The 15,714-nt window shown below is 64.6% G+C and carries 18 protein-coding genes; 8 read left to right on the top strand and 10 right to left on the bottom strand.

Going from position 1 to position 15,714, the window contains the following annotated elements:
• Nucleotides 1–49: 49 nt before the first annotated feature.
• The 5 genes from CP557_RS06325 to trmB all read right to left on the bottom strand — a co-directional run bounded on the left by CP557_RS06325 (nucleotide 50) and on the right by trmB (nucleotide 6,178).
• Complete coding sequence (locus CP557_RS06325; RefSeq protein WP_097379138.1) at nucleotides 50–1,237, bottom strand: ABC transporter ATP-binding protein; 1,188 nt, start codon at nucleotides 1,235–1,237, stop codon at nucleotides 50–52.
• Nucleotides 1,238–1,241: 4 nt separating this feature from the next.
• A complete protein-coding gene (locus CP557_RS06330; RefSeq protein ID WP_097379139.1) occupies nucleotides 1,242–2,303 on the bottom strand; it encodes a carbohydrate ABC transporter permease in 1,062 nt (353 codons plus the stop codon).
• A complete protein-coding gene (locus CP557_RS06335; RefSeq protein ID WP_097379140.1) occupies nucleotides 2,303–3,346 on the bottom strand; it encodes a carbohydrate ABC transporter permease in 1,044 nt (347 codons plus the stop codon). Before CP557_RS06335 ends, CP557_RS06330 begins: the two co-directional genes overlap by 1 nt.
• On the bottom strand, nucleotides 3,336–4,802 hold the full coding sequence (locus tag CP557_RS06340; RefSeq protein ID WP_097379141.1) for an extracellular solute-binding protein: 1,467 nt from the start codon (nucleotides 4,800–4,802) through the stop codon (nucleotides 3,336–3,338). Before CP557_RS06340 ends, CP557_RS06335 begins: the two co-directional genes overlap by 11 nt.
• Nucleotides 4,803–5,110: 308 nt before the next feature.
• The gene (trmB, locus tag CP557_RS06345) at nucleotides 5,111–6,178 is read right to left on the bottom strand and encodes an HTH-type sugar sensing transcriptional regulator TrmB (RefSeq protein WP_097379142.1); all 1,068 of its coding nucleotides are present in this window, start codon (nucleotides 6,176–6,178) and stop codon (nucleotides 5,111–5,113) included.
• Between the two features lie 138 nt (nucleotides 6,179–6,316).
• Between trmB and CP557_RS06350 the strand changes: the two genes are divergently transcribed.
• Entirely contained in the window at nucleotides 6,317–7,321 is a 1,005-nt protein-coding gene (locus tag CP557_RS06350) for a mechanosensitive ion channel family protein (RefSeq protein ID WP_097379143.1), read from the top strand.
• A 117-nt stretch (nucleotides 7,322–7,438) separates the two neighbouring features.
• The gene (locus CP557_RS06355; RefSeq protein ID WP_097379144.1) at nucleotides 7,439–7,882 is read left to right on the top strand and encodes a universal stress protein; all 444 of its coding nucleotides are present in this window, start codon (nucleotides 7,439–7,441) and stop codon (nucleotides 7,880–7,882) included.
• Between the two features lie 19 nt (nucleotides 7,883–7,901).
• Here CP557_RS06355 and CP557_RS06360 read toward each other — a convergent pair whose 3' ends face one another.
• Entirely contained in the window at nucleotides 7,902–8,312 is a 411-nt protein-coding gene (locus CP557_RS06360; RefSeq protein WP_097379145.1) for a universal stress protein, read from the bottom strand.
• 234 nt (nucleotides 8,313–8,546) lie between these two features.
• Between CP557_RS06360 and CP557_RS06365 the strand changes: the two genes are divergently transcribed.
• Nucleotides 8,547–8,786: a DUF5816 domain-containing protein gene (locus CP557_RS06365; protein ID WP_097379146.1), complete on the top strand. Its 240-nt coding sequence runs from the start codon at nucleotides 8,547–8,549 to the stop codon at nucleotides 8,784–8,786.
• Nucleotides 8,787–9,004: 218 nt separating this feature from the next.
• Nucleotides 9,005–9,313 (top strand): DUF7116 family protein, encoded by a 309-nt coding sequence (locus CP557_RS06370; protein WP_097379147.1) that lies wholly within the window; start codon nucleotides 9,005–9,007, stop codon nucleotides 9,311–9,313.
• Nucleotides 9,314–9,349: 36 nt separating this feature from the next.
• On the opposite strand, the gene CP557_RS06375 is transcribed toward CP557_RS06370, so the two are convergent.
• Nucleotides 9,350–10,561, bottom strand: a complete 1,212-nt coding sequence (locus tag CP557_RS06375; protein ID WP_097379148.1) for a pyridoxal-phosphate-dependent aminotransferase family protein — start codon at nucleotides 10,559–10,561, stop codon at nucleotides 9,350–9,352.
• A 195-nt stretch (nucleotides 10,562–10,756) separates the two neighbouring features.
• Here CP557_RS06375 and CP557_RS06380 point away from each other — a divergent pair, with 195 nt between their 5' ends.
• From CP557_RS06380 to CP557_RS06395, 4 genes are all read left to right on the top strand, one after another.
• A complete protein-coding gene (locus CP557_RS06380; RefSeq protein ID WP_097379149.1) occupies nucleotides 10,757–11,749 on the top strand; it encodes a metal-dependent hydrolase in 993 nt (330 codons plus the stop codon).
• A 70-nt stretch (nucleotides 11,750–11,819) separates the two neighbouring features.
• Nucleotides 11,820–12,437 (top strand): hypothetical protein, encoded by a 618-nt coding sequence (locus CP557_RS06385; protein ID WP_097379150.1) that lies wholly within the window; start codon nucleotides 11,820–11,822, stop codon nucleotides 12,435–12,437.
• Nucleotides 12,430–13,089: a hypothetical protein gene (locus tag CP557_RS06390; RefSeq protein ID WP_097379151.1), complete on the top strand. Its 660-nt coding sequence runs from the start codon at nucleotides 12,430–12,432 to the stop codon at nucleotides 13,087–13,089. Before CP557_RS06385 ends, CP557_RS06390 begins: the two co-directional genes overlap by 8 nt.
• A gap of 85 nt (nucleotides 13,090–13,174) precedes the next feature.
• Entirely contained in the window at nucleotides 13,175–13,375 is a 201-nt protein-coding gene (locus tag CP557_RS06395) for a dodecin (protein WP_097379152.1), read from the top strand.
• A gap of 127 nt (nucleotides 13,376–13,502) precedes the next feature.
• Here CP557_RS06395 and CP557_RS06400 read toward each other — a convergent pair whose 3' ends face one another.
• The 3 genes from CP557_RS06400 to CP557_RS06410 form a co-directional block, all read right to left on the bottom strand.
• On the bottom strand, nucleotides 13,503–13,877 hold the full coding sequence (locus CP557_RS06400) for a HesB/IscA family protein (RefSeq protein WP_097379153.1): 375 nt from the start codon (nucleotides 13,875–13,877) through the stop codon (nucleotides 13,503–13,505).
• A 263-nt stretch (nucleotides 13,878–14,140) separates the two neighbouring features.
• Nucleotides 14,141–15,439: a histidinol dehydrogenase gene (gene hisD / locus CP557_RS06405; protein WP_097379154.1), complete on the bottom strand. Its 1,299-nt coding sequence runs from the start codon at nucleotides 15,437–15,439 to the stop codon at nucleotides 14,141–14,143.
• 43 nt (nucleotides 15,440–15,482) lie between these two features.
• A complete protein-coding gene (locus tag CP557_RS06410; protein WP_097379155.1) occupies nucleotides 15,483–15,704 on the bottom strand; it encodes a hypothetical protein in 222 nt (73 codons plus the stop codon).
• Between the last annotated feature and the right edge of the window lie 10 nt (nucleotides 15,705–15,714).

The following is a 15,714-nucleotide window of genomic DNA, read 5'->3' on the forward strand; positions in this document are numbered from 1 at the left end:
AAACGAGGGTCGTCGGCCCGGCCACAGCCGGAGGCCTATCGCGTCCCACTCAACTGCCCGCCTCGGTCGGCGCCGTGCCGGGCTCTCGGTCCGGGAGATCGGTAATGCCGTGGACCAGCGCGTTGCCGGAGGTCGAATCGAAGATGTGGATCTTCGAGCGGTCTAGCACGACGTCGACGTCTTGGCCCGCCTCGATGTCCGTGTCGGGGGTGACGCTCATCAGCAACTGGTTCGGTGACGTTGCGGGATCTTGCTCCATCGATCCCGCGGCGGCCTCGGAGAGCAGCAGGTAGACGAAGACCTCGTCGCCCATCGGTTCCAAGACGTCGGTTTGGGCGGCGATCCTGTCCGTCGACGATGCGAGCGAATCCGCATACGCCGACAGATGCACGTCCTCCGGTCTGATGCCGAGCGTGACGTCGTCGCCGACCCCCACGTCCGGCAGCTGCGAAGGATCGAGATCGACGGTGAAGTTGTTCGTCTCGAGGCCGCCCTCGACGAGCGTCCCCTCGGCGAAATTCATCGATGGTGAGCCGATAAAGCCCGCGACGAACAGGTTCGTGGGTTCGTTGTAACAGGTAAGCGGCGCGGCGATCTGCTGCAGTTTGCCGTCGTTCAGGACGGCGATCCGATTGGACATCGTCATCGCCTCGGCCTGATCGTGGGTCACGTAGATGACCGTCGCGTCGAGCTCCCGGTGGAGCCGCTGGAGTTCCGTCCGCATGTGGACCCGCAGCTTCGCGTCGAGGTTCGCCAGCGGTTCGTCCATCAGGAACACGTCGGGATTGCGAACGATCGCGCGGGCGATCCCGACCCGCTGTTGCTGGCCGCCGGACATCTCGGCCGGCATCCGTTCGAGCATCCCCTCGAGTTGAACGATGTCGGCGGCCTGCTCGACGCGACGCTTGACCTCCTCGTCGTCGTACTTTCGGAGCCGCAGTCCAAAGGAGATGTTCTCGTAGACGTCCATGTGGGGAAACAGCGCGATGTTCTGGAAGACCATCGCGACGCCTCGATCCTTGGGAGCGAGGTCGGTCACGTCGTCGTCGCCGATGTATACTCGTCCCTCGGTCGGCTGGGTCAACCCCGCGACCGTCTCCATCGTCGTCGACTTCCCACAGCCCGACGGGCCGACGAAGGTGACGAACTCCCCGTCCTCGACCTCGAGGCTGATGTCGTCGACCGCCGTTTCCTCTCCGTACCGTTTCGTGATGTTTTCGAGTCGTACTCGTGCCATTGTCTTACTCCTTGAGTGCGCCCGCAGTCAGTCCGCTGACGATCTTTTCCTGTGCGATGACCACGAGAATCGCGACGGGGATCACCCCGATGATGCTCGCGGCGGCCATGAGGTGATACAACACTTCGTACTGACCCTGGTAGGCGAGGATTCCATCGAGGATCGGTGCCCAGTTTTCGGGCTGGCCGTCCGTCATCAGGAACGAGAAGAAGAACTCGTTGTAGACCGCGATGAAGGTCAACACGCCCGCCGTCGCGACGCCGGGTGCCGACAGCGGGATGATCACCCGAAAGAGCGCGCCCAGCCGAGTCGTCCCCTCGACGCGAGCCGCGTCCTCCAAGCCGTCGGGAATCTGCCCGTAGAACGTCGTGAGAATGAAGATCGCCAGCGGCATGAAGATCGCCGACAGCGGCGTCACGAGAGCGAAGGGCGTGTTGTACAGGGTGCCGTCCCCGGTGATCGGCTCGAGGAAGAAAAACGAGGTGTTGAAGAGGTCGTTCAGCGGGATGAAGAAGGCCGCCGGCGGGAAAAAGGAGATGACCAACACTAACAGCATGAGCGGGGTCCGACCGGGGAACTCGAGTCGGCCGAAGGCGTAGCCGGCGAGACTGGCGATGACCAGGACGACGACCGTCGAAGCGAGCGCGATCACGAAGCTGTTGAACATGTAGACGTGGAACGGAATGACCTGGAAGACCTCGACGAACGCGCCCGGATTGAAGCCGTTGGGCGTGAAGACGATGTCCTGGAGCTGCCCTTCCGGGGTCAGCGCGACCATGAGCAGCCAGTAGAAGGGAAACAGCGTGGTGAACAGGAAGAAGATGGCGGCGACGTAGAACATCGCCCGGTAGACCCGCTCGGGGTGGGAGATGGAGCTGGCGACCCACTGCTGGAGCGGGCCGCGGTCGAGTTCCGCTTCGCGGTCGTCCTCGAGGACCGAGGTACCGCCGTCGGGTCGGCGAAGCGTCGGATCGCGCGGTCGTTCGTCGTTCCCGTCGTCGACGTTTCCGGGACCGTTCGACTCGGTCGGGTCCGTCGGATCGGTGGAATCTGTCGGGTCAGTCATTAGTACATCCCTCCTTCGGTGTCGCGGAAGAGCAGTACGTAGACGGAGATGATCAGGCCGATCACCAGCGCCGTCGCGAAGGCCACGGCGGCGGCGGTCGCGTAGATGCGGGTCCCGCCGAACATCGCCTCGACGACGAGGCAGGTCAGCGACGGGACGGTCGTACAGCCGGCGGTCGACTCGATCAGCCCGAAGACGCGCATCGCGTCCATCGTCCGAAACAGCATCGCGACCAACAGGGCCGGCATCACCAGCGGGAGCGTGATCATTTTGAACCGCTGCCACGGCGACGCCCCGGCCACGCGGGCGACGTCGTACAGGCTGCGATCGACGCTCTGGAGCCCCGCGAGGATCAGCAAGGCCATGAACGCCGACGACTTCCAGATGTCCGCGACGAGGATGATGATGAAGGCGTCCCGGCTGTTGGCCAGCGGCGTCGAGCTGAAGAGCCCGATGCTCTGCATGAGGTCGGAGCCGAAACCGACCGTCGGTTGGAACATCAGGAAGAAGATCATCCCCTGGATGACGATCGGGACCGCCCACGGGAGGATGATCGCCACGCGGACCCATCGTCGTCCCGTGAAGTCCTGATCCAGCACGTAGGCCTGTCCGAACCCGACCACCGTTTCGACGACGACGCTGATGACTGCGAAGGCGAGCGTGACGAACAGCGCCTGCTGGAAGAACGGAGTCCCGAGTTCGATAAAGGGGAACGACGACGACAGCCCCACGTCGAGGAACTGGCGGGCCAGCCGCGCGTTCCCGGTGAGGATGTCGACGTAGTTTTCGATCCCGACGAACCCGCCGAGGGGGTCTATGCCTCGGGTCTGGTCCGCCTGCAGTGACATGACGAACGTCCGTAACATCGGATAGAAGGCCACGAGCGTCAGCAATGCGAACGCCGGCAACAACAGCAGGTAGGCGTAGGCCGCTTCGCTCAGCCCTTCCATCCAGTTGATAACGGCGTTGCCGGTCCGTTCCCGATCCTGGCCCCGTCCGGATTCGCCGCCCGTCAACCCGTCCGTCTCGGTATCAGTTGCCATTTGTTTCTACCTCCGATTCGCTCTGTTCGAGTTCCGTCGCGAGGTCGTTCATCGCCGCTTGGGGTGATTTCGCGCCGCGGTATCCCGCGTTGACTGCCTGATAGATCAGCGCCGACTGCTCGGGCCAGAGGTCGGTCGCCGGCCGCGGGATCGCGTTCTCGCTGGCCCGCTGGACCACGTCGCCGTAGCGAGCGACGGGGCCGACCTCGTCCGGACTGGCCTCCGCGACCAGATCGAGGTTCGGCGGTAAGTAGCCCCCGAGCTCGAAGACCGTGAGCATGACCTCTTCGGTGGCGAACGCCTCGAGGACCTGCAGCGCTTGCTCCTGTCGTTCCGAGAAGGGGCTCACGGCGAGGTTCCAGCCGCCCAGCGCCGCGACGGTGCCGCCGGTGCCGTCGTACTCGGCCTCCTGCTGGGAGACCGCGTACGGCCGCGTCATTACGCCGAGGTTCTCGCCGAAGGCGTCTTCCGTGCCCGTCTCCGCGATCGCGTACGACCAGTTGCGGTTCGAGACGGCCTCGCCGCCGGCGAACGGGCTGAGCGACTCCTGTTCGGTCCACTGGACAACCGCCGACGGACAGATCTGGGCGTAGCCGTCCAGCGTGTTGTCCCCCTCGCCCTCGATGAACGAGCGCATCATCCGGATCGCGTCGATGCACCGTTCCTCGTCGACGGTGATCGGCCGGTCGCCCGCGGTGAAGAGGTTGTCCACCCCGCCGAAGTACGCCCCGCCCCAGGACGTCATCACTTCGTTGAACGTACAGCAGGACAACCCCTCGTAGGCGGCCGCCTGGGTCGTGAACCCGTAGTTGAGGCCGCCCTGATCCCGGGCATCGCGAACCGCCGCTGAGAACTCCTCCCAGGACGGCGGCTCCGACGGCCAGTTGCTGGTGTCGTAGCCGGCGTCTTCGATCAGATCCTTGCGGTACAGCGTGAACCCCAGGTCCGGAAAGAACGGCAGCGCGTGGAGGTCTCCAGTCTGGGGATGACGCGCCGTCTCGAGGATCGCCTCGAGGTAGTCGTCGTTGACGCGCTGGAGCACGTCCTCGGAGAGGTTCTCGGTCAGGTTGAGCGTCTGGTTCCGCAGGACGAACGGAACCGTCCAGCCGCTGTCCATCATGTGGATGTCGGGCGGGGCGCGACCCGCCTCGAGGGCCGACTGGGCGGTTTGCATCCGCGATGCGGAGTCGCTGACGACGGTCTGGATCTCGATGCTGATATCCTCGTCGAGCCCGGCGTCCCAGAGCGCCTGCTGGACCGATGGGCCGCCGCCATCGCTGTGTATGATCCCCGCGACACCCGAATCGGCGGTCATCACCACGGTGTTCGGTTTTCGACCCCGGCTGAGACAACCCGTGACGGCGACTGCTCCCGCTGTCGACGCCGATGCAGCCTTCAGGAACGATCGCCGCCCGAGAGGGGAGCGGTCGCATTGGCCGGCGGTATCGTGTCCCATGCGCAGAGACAGACCACGTTCACCACCTTAATTGTTAGCTATAAATTTGATAATAAAATGTGACTGTTCGGATATCGATTCGGTTACGGACACCAATCGTCGATCGCGGCAAGAACGACAGTCCGTCAGGACCGCCGACGGCGCTCCAATCCACGATTGTCGGTCGGGCATCGGCAGGTGCCGGCCGATGGACTACTGTTCCGGCCAGCATCACTCCCCGGGGACACCGTCGAACCGGTTCGACGAACTCGTCGACTTCCGACCGTTCACTCGAAGCGATACTCACGATCCGGGCGTCCCGCGAGATGTCAGCGTTCCTCGAGCGTCGGCGGTTCGTTCCGACCGATGTGGATCTCGTGGGCCTCGATGTCCTCGAGGGCGGCGACGCGGCCACCGACGGAAACTTCCTCGCCAGTCTCGGTTTCGATCGTGAGGCTGGCGACTTCTTCGCTGACCTCGAAGGAGATATCGAGGATTCGGCCGCGGATGATCCGCTGGCCGCCGATATCTACGTCCCGACCGTCGATCGTGGCGTAGAACTCGCCGCCCTCCTCGAGGAGGTCCTTTACGCACCGGCGGATCGAGGCGTACTTCCGGGGATACGTCCGAGCGCTGTCGTCCTCGCCGAGGACCTGGTCGGCAGTCGTCCAGAGGACGGTCCCGAAGAACCCGGAGATGAGAAATCCGAGCGCCGATCGATTGAAGATGACACCGTACCGATCCTGATCGTCGCGCAGGGCGTCCTGTGTCGCGTACACCGAGTAGTTACCGTCGGCGACGGCGACGACCGGCGTCGTGATTCCGCGTCGCGCACGGGCGGTCGATGCGATCTCGCCGTACGCGAACTCCGCCGGATCGGGTGCCTCGCTCGCCGGCGTCACGATCAGATCGACGCTGACACCGGCCTCGACTGCCCCACGCAGTTCCGCCTCGAACCGGGTCAACAGATCCGGCGTCAGGGACAGGGAGAGTTCGTACTCCGCGGCGTCGATGACCTCCTCGAGGTACCGCAGGATCGTCGATCGGGATTTGACCAGCGACACCGCTTCCGTCTCGCGGGCCGGCGCGGTGTAGCGGGCCTCGAGTTCCTCGATCATCTGTTCGAAGGCGGTCTGGACGTCGTCGAACGCCTCGTCGGGATCGATCGCGACGACCTTCATCGGGCGCGACTCGCGGAGTTCGACCAGCCCGCGGTCGCTGAGACTGCGGACGGTGTCGTAGACCCGCGGCTGGGGAATATCCGTTCGGTCCGCGATCTCGCTGGCCGTGAGCTGGCCCTGCTCGAGAACGGTGAGATAGGCGTCGATCTCGTATTCGCCGAGATTGAACCGGTCTCCGACGCGCTCGACGGTCGAGCGAAGTTCGTCTGGTGCCATACCCCTCCTACATTCCCACCGGCTAAATGATTTATTATACCTCGAGTAGCACGCGTTTTCGAAATCGGGTTGTTCCGACACCGGTACCCGAAACAGACGGTCAGAACGCTTAACCACACCGGGACGCAGCGTGTTGGTATGGTCGGGGTCCTCCAGAGGAGCGGAACCACGGCGGTCGAGGGTGTCCAGAATCTCCTCCCCGCTCCGGTTCCGGAGCGAGTGATCGAGATCGCGCTCGCACTCGTCGTCCTCGTCGTCGGCTGGTACCTTTCGAAACTCGTCGTTCGGATCGCCGGTCGGACGATCGCCCAGCGGATCGAGCGCCCGAGCGTCACCCGGACCGTTCTCCGCGGTGTCAGGGGGGCCGTCTTCCTGTGGGCTGCGGTTATCGCGGCCGGCATCGTCGGCGTCGGCAATACGGAACTCCTCCTCTCGGTGACCGTCATTTCGGCCGTCATCGCGATCGTCCTCGCCCCGCTTGCCGGCAGCCTGATCAACGGGCTCTACGTCCTCGCCGACCGCCCCTACGAGATCGGCGACATGATCGAGGTCACCGACGCCGGCCACCGCGGGTTCGTCGAGGACATCACGATCCGGTATACGAAGATCTTCACCCTCCAGAACACCTTCATCGTCATCCCCAACTCCGAAATACACACGCGCGACGTCGTTAATTACTCCGCGGAAGACGAACGGACCCGCGTTTCGGTCACGTTCGACATCACCTACGAGAGCGACCTCGAGGCGGCGCGACAGGCCGCCGAGCGTGCTGCTCGAGGGGTCGACGACGTCATCTCCGGCGGCCCGGATATCCGGATCGGGAGCGCCCGGTACGCCGCGGCCCCCTCCTGTTATATCAACGAGTACGGCGATCACGGGATCGCCCTCGAGTTGTTCTTCTGGATGAAACACCCCTACAAGCAGACCGTCGTCCGGTCGGCAGTGCAGGATGCGATCAGTGACCGCTTCGCGGATCTCGACGTCCAGTTCGCCTACCCACACCGACATCACGTGTTCGACGAGACCAGCGGCGTCGCGCGGTTCGCGGTCGACGATGCCGACCAGGCGGTCGCGGACCCGTCCGGCGAGCCGGAGACGCGCGATGATCGCGGCGAGAGCCCGGTCGATTCCGCCGATCGATAGGAGGCCGTCCACCCGCCGATAGGGAGGAACGGCCAGCCCCTTATGAGGCCGGTGTCGATCCAGTCGCCAGGTATCGTGAGGGTGATTTATACTGGGGCCGGTCCAACCTATCCGTAAATGTACGACGACATTCTCGTTCCCACGGACGGAAGCGACACGATTCCCGAGACGCTCGCCCACGGATTGCCGATCGCTGCAAACAACGACGCGACGGTCCACGCGCTATACGTCGTCGACAGCCGGGTCACCGCTGCTGCCGACGACGAGACGAGCGCCGATCTCGAGCGCTCGCTCGAGGCCGAAGGCCAGGAGGCTATCGCCAACATCGAAGCGCAAGCGACGGCCGAGGGACTCGAGACCGTCGGCGAGGTCCGGGAGGGGACGCCCTCGAAGACCATTCTCGAGTACGCCGAGGAGAACGGGATCGACCTCATCGTTATCGGGACGCGAGGAAAGAGCCCACGCGAGAAGATGACGTCGCTGGGCAGTGTCTCGGAACGGGTCGTGGACAACGCCTCGATTCCGGTGTTCGTCGTCCGGAACGCGGGTGACGCCGAGTAGGCGACGACCCTTCGGCCGGTCAGGCGCGTGCGCTTTCGACCGTAATGACCTCACAGTCGAGGTGGCTCCGGAGGTACCGGTCGATATCCGGATTATCGGTAAAGCGCTGGAAGATCCGTCGGATGCGACTCGCTTGCTTGCTGCCGATGACGACGGCATCGGCGCTCTCCGCCGCGACTTCGTCGAGAATGCTCTCTTCGACCAAAAATCCGGTTCGGACGACGTACCGGGCGTTCTCGAGCTGCCCGAACGCCCGCTCGACGGCGTTTTTCAGATCGATCCGCGTTACCTTCTTCCCGTTCTGATAGAGATCGACGTGGAGTATCGTCAACGCTGCTTCGCGCTCACGAGCGACGTCGATCGCACGCTCGAGTGTTCGTCGTGAGTGTTTTGTCAACGGATACCGAACGGGAACCACGACCAGTGACATTATCCAACTGAACAGTTCCTGTGCGGGTAAATCTTTCAGTACGGATGGCAACCCCTGTGAATTCGTCGCATATGTCCAGTACTCACATTCCGAAGCGCTCCACGGAGTCTCCCCAGTCACCTGCTGTCCTCGGCACGGTCCGCAGTACCACTCCGTCCTCGAGTGAGCCCCCTCGGGCCGGCGCCACTGGCCCAGAGAGACAGTCATTTACCGCGAGCGAAACTACGGGGGACCATGCAAACTCGGTCGACTGCCGACGGTGAGACCGTCTATATTTCGGAGACGGAGGGCGACAGGGGCTCGAAAGGTCCGTTTCTCGTCGCCTACGAATCCCCCGATACCGAGCGTCGTTACGGCTGGTTCTGTACGAACTGTGAGAGCTTCGACAACGCGATGGACTCGATGGGCCGGATCAAGTGCAACGAGTGTGGGAACTTCCGCAAACCGACCGAGTGGGACGCGGCCCACGAGTGACCCCGTTTTCCGGGTATCATCAGCAACCGGATCGGCAACCGTTTACTCGGCTCGGCAGTAATAGATGATTACTGTCGACAGGACCCGATCGGTTTGACATCGTCAACTAGTGACTCGGGGACAGCTCCGGTTCGTTCGGCGGAAGCGGATATTTCTTGTCACGCACTAACATTTATGGTGGATGCCGACATAGGTGGTAGTGAATGGGTCCTGTTAACATGCGGCTCGTCGAGCAGGCCAGGTCGATCTTCGCAGAGCTTGGTTACACCGTCGAAGGCAACGGCCCCGAGTTCCGCGCCGAACGAGCATGGAAAGTCGTCCACGTAAACGCCGTCCGCGAGACAGGCGAACTTCCCCCGTCGTCGTCGGGACAGTTCCACTGTTTCGTCGCGGAACCCGAGGACGCAGACGCCCTCGAGGCCCGACTCGAGGGGACCAATCCGAACTACGAGTGGGCGATTATCGTCGTCGACGGAGACGACTATCAGGTCGAACGAGCACCACCAGGACCACGAGTATCGGCGTAAAAACACGGGCACCGAACCGCCCGGTAGCGGCTTCCCTTACTTTTCGAGCGCACGTCGCGTCGCAGTCACACCGGCACCCGGATCGACGTCTGCACCCATCGACTCGAGCACGTCTCCCAGCGCCGTGACGACGTAGATCACGTTCTCGGGTCGTGCGGAATGTCCCATACAGCCGATCCGGAAGACCTCGTCGGCGAGGTCGCCCAGTCCGCCCGCGATCTCGAGGTCGTATCGCTCGAGCAGCGCGTCACAGACCTCGCCGTCGTCGATTCCGTCCGGAACCCGGACGGCGTTCAGACTCGGCAGCCAGTACTCGTCGGGGGCGTTCATCCCCAGTCCCATCGCCTCGGCACCGGCTTTCAGTGCGCCGGCCAGCCGTTCGTGACGCGCCCACCGGTCTTCGATGCCCTCCTCGGCGACGAGCCGTAATGCCTCCCGGAGCGCGTAGACGTTCGTGATCGGAGCGGTGTGGTGGTAGGCCCGTTCCTCACCCCAGTAGCCCTCGAGCAAGGAGAGATCGAGATACCACGAGCGGGGCTCCTCCTCGCGGGACAGGACCTTCTCCATCGCTTCGTCGGAGAGGGTCAGCGGGCTCGCACCCGGCGGACAGGAGAGACACTTCTGTGGACCGGCGTAGGCGACGTCGATGTTCCAGTCGTCGACCCGAAACTCGACGCCCCCGAGGGCGGTGACGCTATCGGCGATCACGAGCGCGTCGTGGTCGTGAGCCGCGGCAGTGAGTGCCGGCACGTCGGGCTGAAGCACGCCGGTACTCGTCTCGGCGAAGACGAACCCGAAGACGTCCGGATCGTGTTCGGCCAGCGCGTCCGCGACGTCGTCCGGATCGAGCGGTTCTCCCCACGGCGCGTCGACTTCGACGACCTCGCCGCCCGCTCGCCGGGCCATCGAGGCCATCCGGCCGCCGAAGTAGCCGTTCGTCGGGACGAGCATCGTATCGCCGGGCTCGACGACGTTGCCGATCGCTGCCTCCATCGCCGCCGAGCCGGTTCCCGAGACCGGGATCGTCCACTGGTTGTCCGTTCGGAAGGTATACCGCAGCAACTCCTGGACCTCGTCCATGATCTCGATAAACGACGGATCGAGGTGACCGACCAGCGGCGTACTCATCGCACGGAGGACACGCGGGTTTACCTCGCTCGGGCCAGGCCCCATCAGGGTACGGTCCGGTGGTGTGAGTTCGCCGACGGACGGCGCGTCGGTCGCCTCGTTCGACGGTGTCTGAGCCATGGCCGTGTGCTCGAGTGCCACCCGCAAAGACCTACCGGCAGCGGCGAATTACAAAGGATCGAACGGAGAAATAACCGCCGACGCGTCGTTTCGTGGCGACCGAGCAACCCGGCCGCCGGGTCGGTAGCCGGCCCGTGGTAAGGAGCCTCGTGGCTGCGAGTCGTTTAAGAGGACTCACCACATAACCGATATATCGTGTTCGTCGGTCACGGCCTCCTCGCGTTCGCCCTCGCGGCGCTCGTCGCCGACTGGCGAGGCTGGGAGTCGCGTCAGGCCCTGCTCGTCGGTGTCGTCGCCGGCGCGTTCGCGACGATTCCCGACATCGACGTCGCGTACGCGCTCGTCGGCCTCCTCGAGTGGCAGGTAGCGGACGGGCCACTCGGTGCGTCGACGGCCTTCTGGGACGCGAGTCGCGTCGTCCACCGCTCGGTCACCCACTCGCTGGTCGTCGGCGCGATCGCCGCACCGGCGTTCGGGCTGGTCGCCGTCCGCGGGGGCTCCAGTCGAACGTGGGGCGTCCGTGCTACTGGCCTCGGTCTCCTCGTGGCGCTCGTCGCGGTCGCGCTCGTCTGGGATGGTCCTCTCGCCGCGCTCGTCATGGGACTGTTCGTGGCAAGCGGCGTCCTCGTCGCCCGCGCCGTCGCTCGCAGATCGACGCTCTCGCCGTCGACCGTCGCCATCGCCGCCGTCTGGGGGCTCTGGTCGCATCCGTGGGGCGATCTCGTCACCGGCTCGCCCCCCGACTGGCTCTTCCCGTTTCCCTCCCCCGCCCTCGAGTCCCGAGTCGTTCTCCACCCGGATCCGACGCTGCACCTGCTCGGCGCGTTCGCGATCGAACTCGCCACGATCTGGCTCGCGCTCGCAGTCGTCTGTCGACTCACCGATCGGTCGGTCCTCGCCACCGTCGACCGGCGAGCCACCGTCGGTGTGGCCTACGGCGTGGCTGCACTCGCAGTGACGCCGCCGACGCTCGACGTCTCCTATCACTTCGTCTTCTCCATTCTCGGCGTCGGGGTCGTCTGTGGCGTCGTTCGGGGCAGGCCCGAATCCGTCCTCCCCCACTGGCTCTCCCGACGGTGGCCTTCACCCGACGGGATACTCGAGGTCGCGCTGACGGCGCTGGCTGCCGTGAGCATTGCCCTCGCCGCGTACGTGACAGTCTACCTGTCGGTCGTCGGCCCGGCGTAGACCTCACGGATCGTGGTCCGTCAACGCCGAAGTACGTATCCTTTTGTAAGAACAGTCGGTAGGATTTACTGTGTCACAGACTCCACTCGGGGGCTTGATCGCGGACGACCGCACCAACGCGGCCATCGCGTGGTTATTGGTCGTCGCGATCGCAGCCATCGGCGTCGCCGCGTTCCTGACGGGCGGGGTTCTGTGGGCGACGTTCGCGGCTGTACTCGTGACGTTGGCAGTGTTGCCACCGATCGCGTTTCGGTCGTCGCTGGTGATGCTCCCCTGGGAAGTCCTCCTGTTGGCAGGTCTCCCCGTGCTTGGACTGGCCGTCGGTTCCGACCGGTTGACGGGGCACTTTACCTCCTATCTCTCGGTCGCGGCCATCGCACTCGTCGTCGCCGTCGAACTCCAGTTGTTTACGTCGGTGCGGATGACTCCCGGCTTCGCCGTCGTCTTCGTCGTCGTTACCACGATGGCGACAGCGGGACTGTGGGCGCTGCTGCGGTGGAGCGTCGCCCAGACGCTGGGGATTCCGTTTACGGCCGACCACGACGCGGTGATGTGGGAATTCGTCTACTCCGCCCTCGCCGGGCTCGGTGCTGGCGTCGTCTTCGAACTGTACTTCAGACGGTTCGCCCGCCACGACCAACGCCTGCGGGATCGATCCGCGACTATCACGGAGGCCGACGATGGGTAAGGTCACGAAGCAACTCCGGTCCAAGCGCCGCCAGCGCCAGCTCACCTATCTCATGGAGCTCGGGCTGATCGGGATGCTGTTCGTCGGTATCGATCGCGGCAACGGCGGGATCGTGATCAATACCGGGGTGGCGCTGATCGTCACGCAGCTCCCCCCGATCCTCGAGCGCGACTACGAGATCCCGATGGATCCGCGGCTGACCCTGTGGATTACGACCGCCGTCTTCCTCCATGCCTTCGGGACCGTCGGACTACCGGGAGCCACCGCGACCCTCTACAGCCAGGTTTGGTGGTGGGACCACATGACCCACGCGCTGTCGGCCTCGCTGGTCGCCGCCGTCGGATACGCCACGGTCCGCGCACTCCACGAGCACGCGGCGGGAATCTACTTCCCCGGCCGATTCGTCGCCGTCTTCATCCTCCTGTTCGTCCTCGCCTTCGGCGTCCTCTGGGAGATCCTCGAGTTCGTCATCGCCCTGTCGGCCGAGGCACTGGGGATCAGGGCCGTCCTCACGCAGTACGGACTCGAAGATACGATGCTCGACTTCGTGTTCAACTCCATCGGTGCGCTCATCGTCGCGCTCTGGGGCGGTGCCTACCTCACCGACGTCACCGGCGCGATCCGCAAGCGCCTCGAGTCACGGTCCGAGTGACGGTGCGTCGGGATCGACGTTCGATTCCGCTCCCTCGAAACCGACGATCAGCTTTACGTTCCTACGGGGTATACTACCAGGGGCCATGGTATTCAAGAAGATTACGCTCATCGGGACCAGCACCGACAGTTTCGACGCCGCAGCCGACGACGCCATCGATCGTGCGGAAGCGACGCTCCAGAACGTCCACTGGATCGAGGTCGACGAACTGGGCGTCGAAATCGCCAGCGCCGAGGACCGGGAGTACCAGGCCGAAGTCACCGTCGCGTTCGAACTCGAGGAGTAAAACGCCACTCGAGGGGGAGTCTCTATTTGCGGACGCCGCCGTGCGATCCCACGATTCACGAGCGTCGCAACTCGCGATCGACGGGGTGAACCGTAAAAACGGGACGGCGGCGTGAGACGCGATCGAGTTACGTTCGGAAGGATTCGCCACAGCCACACTCGCTGACGACGTTCGGATTGTCGACGTGGAACCCTTCGGCCTGCAGACCGTCTTCGTAGTCGAGGACGCTCCCCTCGATGTATTTCAGGCTCGCCGGATCGACGAATACGCGAAGGTCGTGGTGTTCGTAGATAGTGTCGTCCTCGTCGGGTTCGTCGTCGAACCGCATTCCGTACGAGAGGCCGGCACAGCCACCCTGCTGGACGAACAGCCGAAGGCCCGCTTCGGTTACATCGAGGTCCTCTCCCTCGAGCAAGGAAAGCGCCTGCTCGGCCGCGTCTTCGGTGACTTCGATCTTCGGCCGCGCGTTCGCCTCCCCGCCGTCCATACTGTCCGTGCTCATACCTCCACATTTCGGCGCGACGATGTTAACTGTGACGCCATTCTCTCACCGGCGGGCTAGCCGAATCCAGTTTCGTTCGTCCCGTCCGGCCGTCGCCACACCCCCATCGCTACTCGCGGTCCTCCGAGCGACGGATCGGACGGTCCGGATCGTCACTCACGGTCCCGGGCCCTCAGTCGCGGTTCTACGAGCCCACGCTCCCGTTCCTCACAGACACTGCCCCTCGAGTCGACCCGCGTTCGACGTTCGGTCGATGGGGGCGATTAGCGCTCGGAGCCCGTCTCCTCTCCGAGTCGAGTTCGAACGCTTTCGGCGTGGGCTTCGAGACCCTCGGCGTCGGCGAGCGTGGTTATCGTCTCGCCCAACTCGGCCAGTCCCTCGCCCGAAAGCCGCTGGACCGTGGTCGATCGGAGGAAGGTCTCGACGGAGAGCCCGCCGGTCACGCGCGCGCCGCCGTTCGTCGGCAGGACGTGATTGGTGCCGCTTGCGTAGTCGCCGGCCGCGACCGGCGTGTTCGGTCCGAGGAAGACGCTCCCTGCGCTGTCGATCCGCTCGAGGAGCGATTCGTCGTCCTCGGCGATGATCGAGAGGTGTTCGGGGGCGTACTCCTCGGTAAAGAGGATCGCCTCGCTCATCGAGCGGGCGTGGAGAACCCCGCTCGTCTCGTTTGCGAGGGCCGCTCGAATCACGTCGGCCCGCTCGCGCGCGGGAACCCGCTCGTCGACGGCCGCGACGATGGCGTCCGCGGTCGCCTCGTCGTCGGTGACGGCGACGACCGAGGCGTTGGGGTCGTGTTCCGCCTGGGCGAGGAGTTCCGCGGCGACGAGTTCGGGATCGGCGGTCTCGTCGGCGACGACGACCACCTCGCTCGGTCCCGCGAGGAAGTCGATTTCGACGTCGCCCCGAACCTCGGCTTTGGCTGCGGTCACCCACTTGTTCCCGGGGCCGACGATCTTCTGGACTCGGGATATCGTCTCCGTCCCGTAGGCCAGTCCGGCGATCGCCTGTGCGCCACCGACGCTGTAGACCGCGTCCGCACCGGCAGCGTGAATCGCGGCCAACGTCACCGGGTTCGGATCGTCCGCCGGCGGCGTAACGACCGCGACGTGACCGACACCGGCCACGACTGCCGGAACGATGCCCATGATCGCACTCGAGGGATAGGCCGCCGAGCCGCCGGGGACGTAGACGCCGATTCGCTCGAGGGGTCGAAAGCGTCGGCCGAGTTCCCGTCCGGTATCGAACTCCCGCTGCCAGTCCTCGGGGAGTTGTGCCTCGTGGAACTCGCGAACGTTCGCCGCGGCCGTTTCGATCGCCGTCCGAATCTCGTCGTCTATCTCGTCGTACGCGCGCGCACACTCGTCGGTGATCTCGAGGTTCCCGACCTCGACGTCGTCAAACTCGCTCGTGAACTCGCGGACGGCGACGTCGCCTTCCGTCTGGACGCGGTCGACGATCTCGCTTACGTCGTCCCTGATCGCTTCGATACCGGCGTCGCGCTCGAAGAAAGCCACGCGGTCGTCGGGCCCGAGATCGGCGATCGGCTGCACGTCGATGGTCATGCTCGAGGGTTCGAGCGGCGGTCGAAAAACGGTTTCCTTCCGTTCACGGGTCCGAACGCTCGACTTCCCAGACCCCGATCGCGTCGAGCGTCGCCCTGACGAAGAGATAGACGAAGAGGCCGAACCCGACGACGGCAAGCGGTGCCTGGAGCATCGCAGCGGTTTCCGCACCGAGTACGAGCCGGCTGAGTCCCCGCACGAAGAAGCTCACGACGACGAGCCCGAACGCGATGACCGCGAGTTTGACGAATCCCGATCGGTCCATACGTCACCCT

The organism is Natrinema ejinorense, from assembly GCF_002494345.1.
Lineage (GTDB): Archaea > Halobacteriota > Halobacteria > Halobacteriales > Natrialbaceae > Natrinema > Natrinema longum.

Coding starts and splice junctions, on each gene's coding strand:
- CP557_RS06325 (WP_097379138.1), bottom strand. CDS start 1,237: ATGGCACGAGTACGACTCGAAAACATCACGAAACGGTACGGAGAGGAA.
- CP557_RS06330 (WP_097379139.1), bottom strand. CDS start 2,303: ATGACTGACCCGACAGATTCCACCGATCCGACGGACCCGACCGAGTCG.
- CP557_RS06335 (WP_097379140.1), bottom strand. CDS start 3,346: ATGGCAACTGATACCGAGACGGACGGGTTGACGGGCGGCGAATCCGGA.
- CP557_RS06340 (WP_097379141.1), bottom strand. CDS start 4,802: ATGGGACACGATACCGCCGGCCAATGCGACCGCTCCCCTCTCGGGCGG.
- trmB (WP_097379142.1), bottom strand. CDS start 6,178: ATGGCACCAGACGAACTTCGCTCGACCGTCGAGCGCGTCGGAGACCGG.
- CP557_RS06350 (WP_097379143.1), top strand. CDS start 6,317: ATGGTCGGGGTCCTCCAGAGGAGCGGAACCACGGCGGTCGAGGGTGTC.
- CP557_RS06355 (WP_097379144.1), top strand. CDS start 7,439: ATGTACGACGACATTCTCGTTCCCACGGACGGAAGCGACACGATTCCC.
- CP557_RS06360 (WP_097379145.1), bottom strand. CDS start 8,312: ATGTCACTGGTCGTGGTTCCCGTTCGGTATCCGTTGACAAAACACTCA.
- CP557_RS06365 (WP_097379146.1), top strand. CDS start 8,547: ATGCAAACTCGGTCGACTGCCGACGGTGAGACCGTCTATATTTCGGAG.
- CP557_RS06370 (WP_097379147.1), top strand. CDS start 9,005: ATGCGGCTCGTCGAGCAGGCCAGGTCGATCTTCGCAGAGCTTGGTTAC.
- CP557_RS06375 (WP_097379148.1), bottom strand. CDS start 10,561: ATGGCTCAGACACCGTCGAACGAGGCGACCGACGCGCCGTCCGTCGGC.
- CP557_RS06390 (WP_097379151.1), top strand. CDS start 12,430: ATGGGTAAGGTCACGAAGCAACTCCGGTCCAAGCGCCGCCAGCGCCAG.
- CP557_RS06395 (WP_097379152.1), top strand. CDS start 13,175: ATGGTATTCAAGAAGATTACGCTCATCGGGACCAGCACCGACAGTTTC.
- CP557_RS06400 (WP_097379153.1), bottom strand. CDS start 13,877: ATGAGCACGGACAGTATGGACGGCGGGGAGGCGAACGCGCGGCCGAAG.
- hisD (WP_097379154.1), bottom strand. CDS start 15,439: ATGACCATCGACGTGCAGCCGATCGCCGATCTCGGGCCCGACGACCGC.
- CP557_RS06410 (WP_097379155.1), bottom strand. CDS start 15,704: ATGGACCGATCGGGATTCGTCAAACTCGCGGTCATCGCGTTCGGGCTC.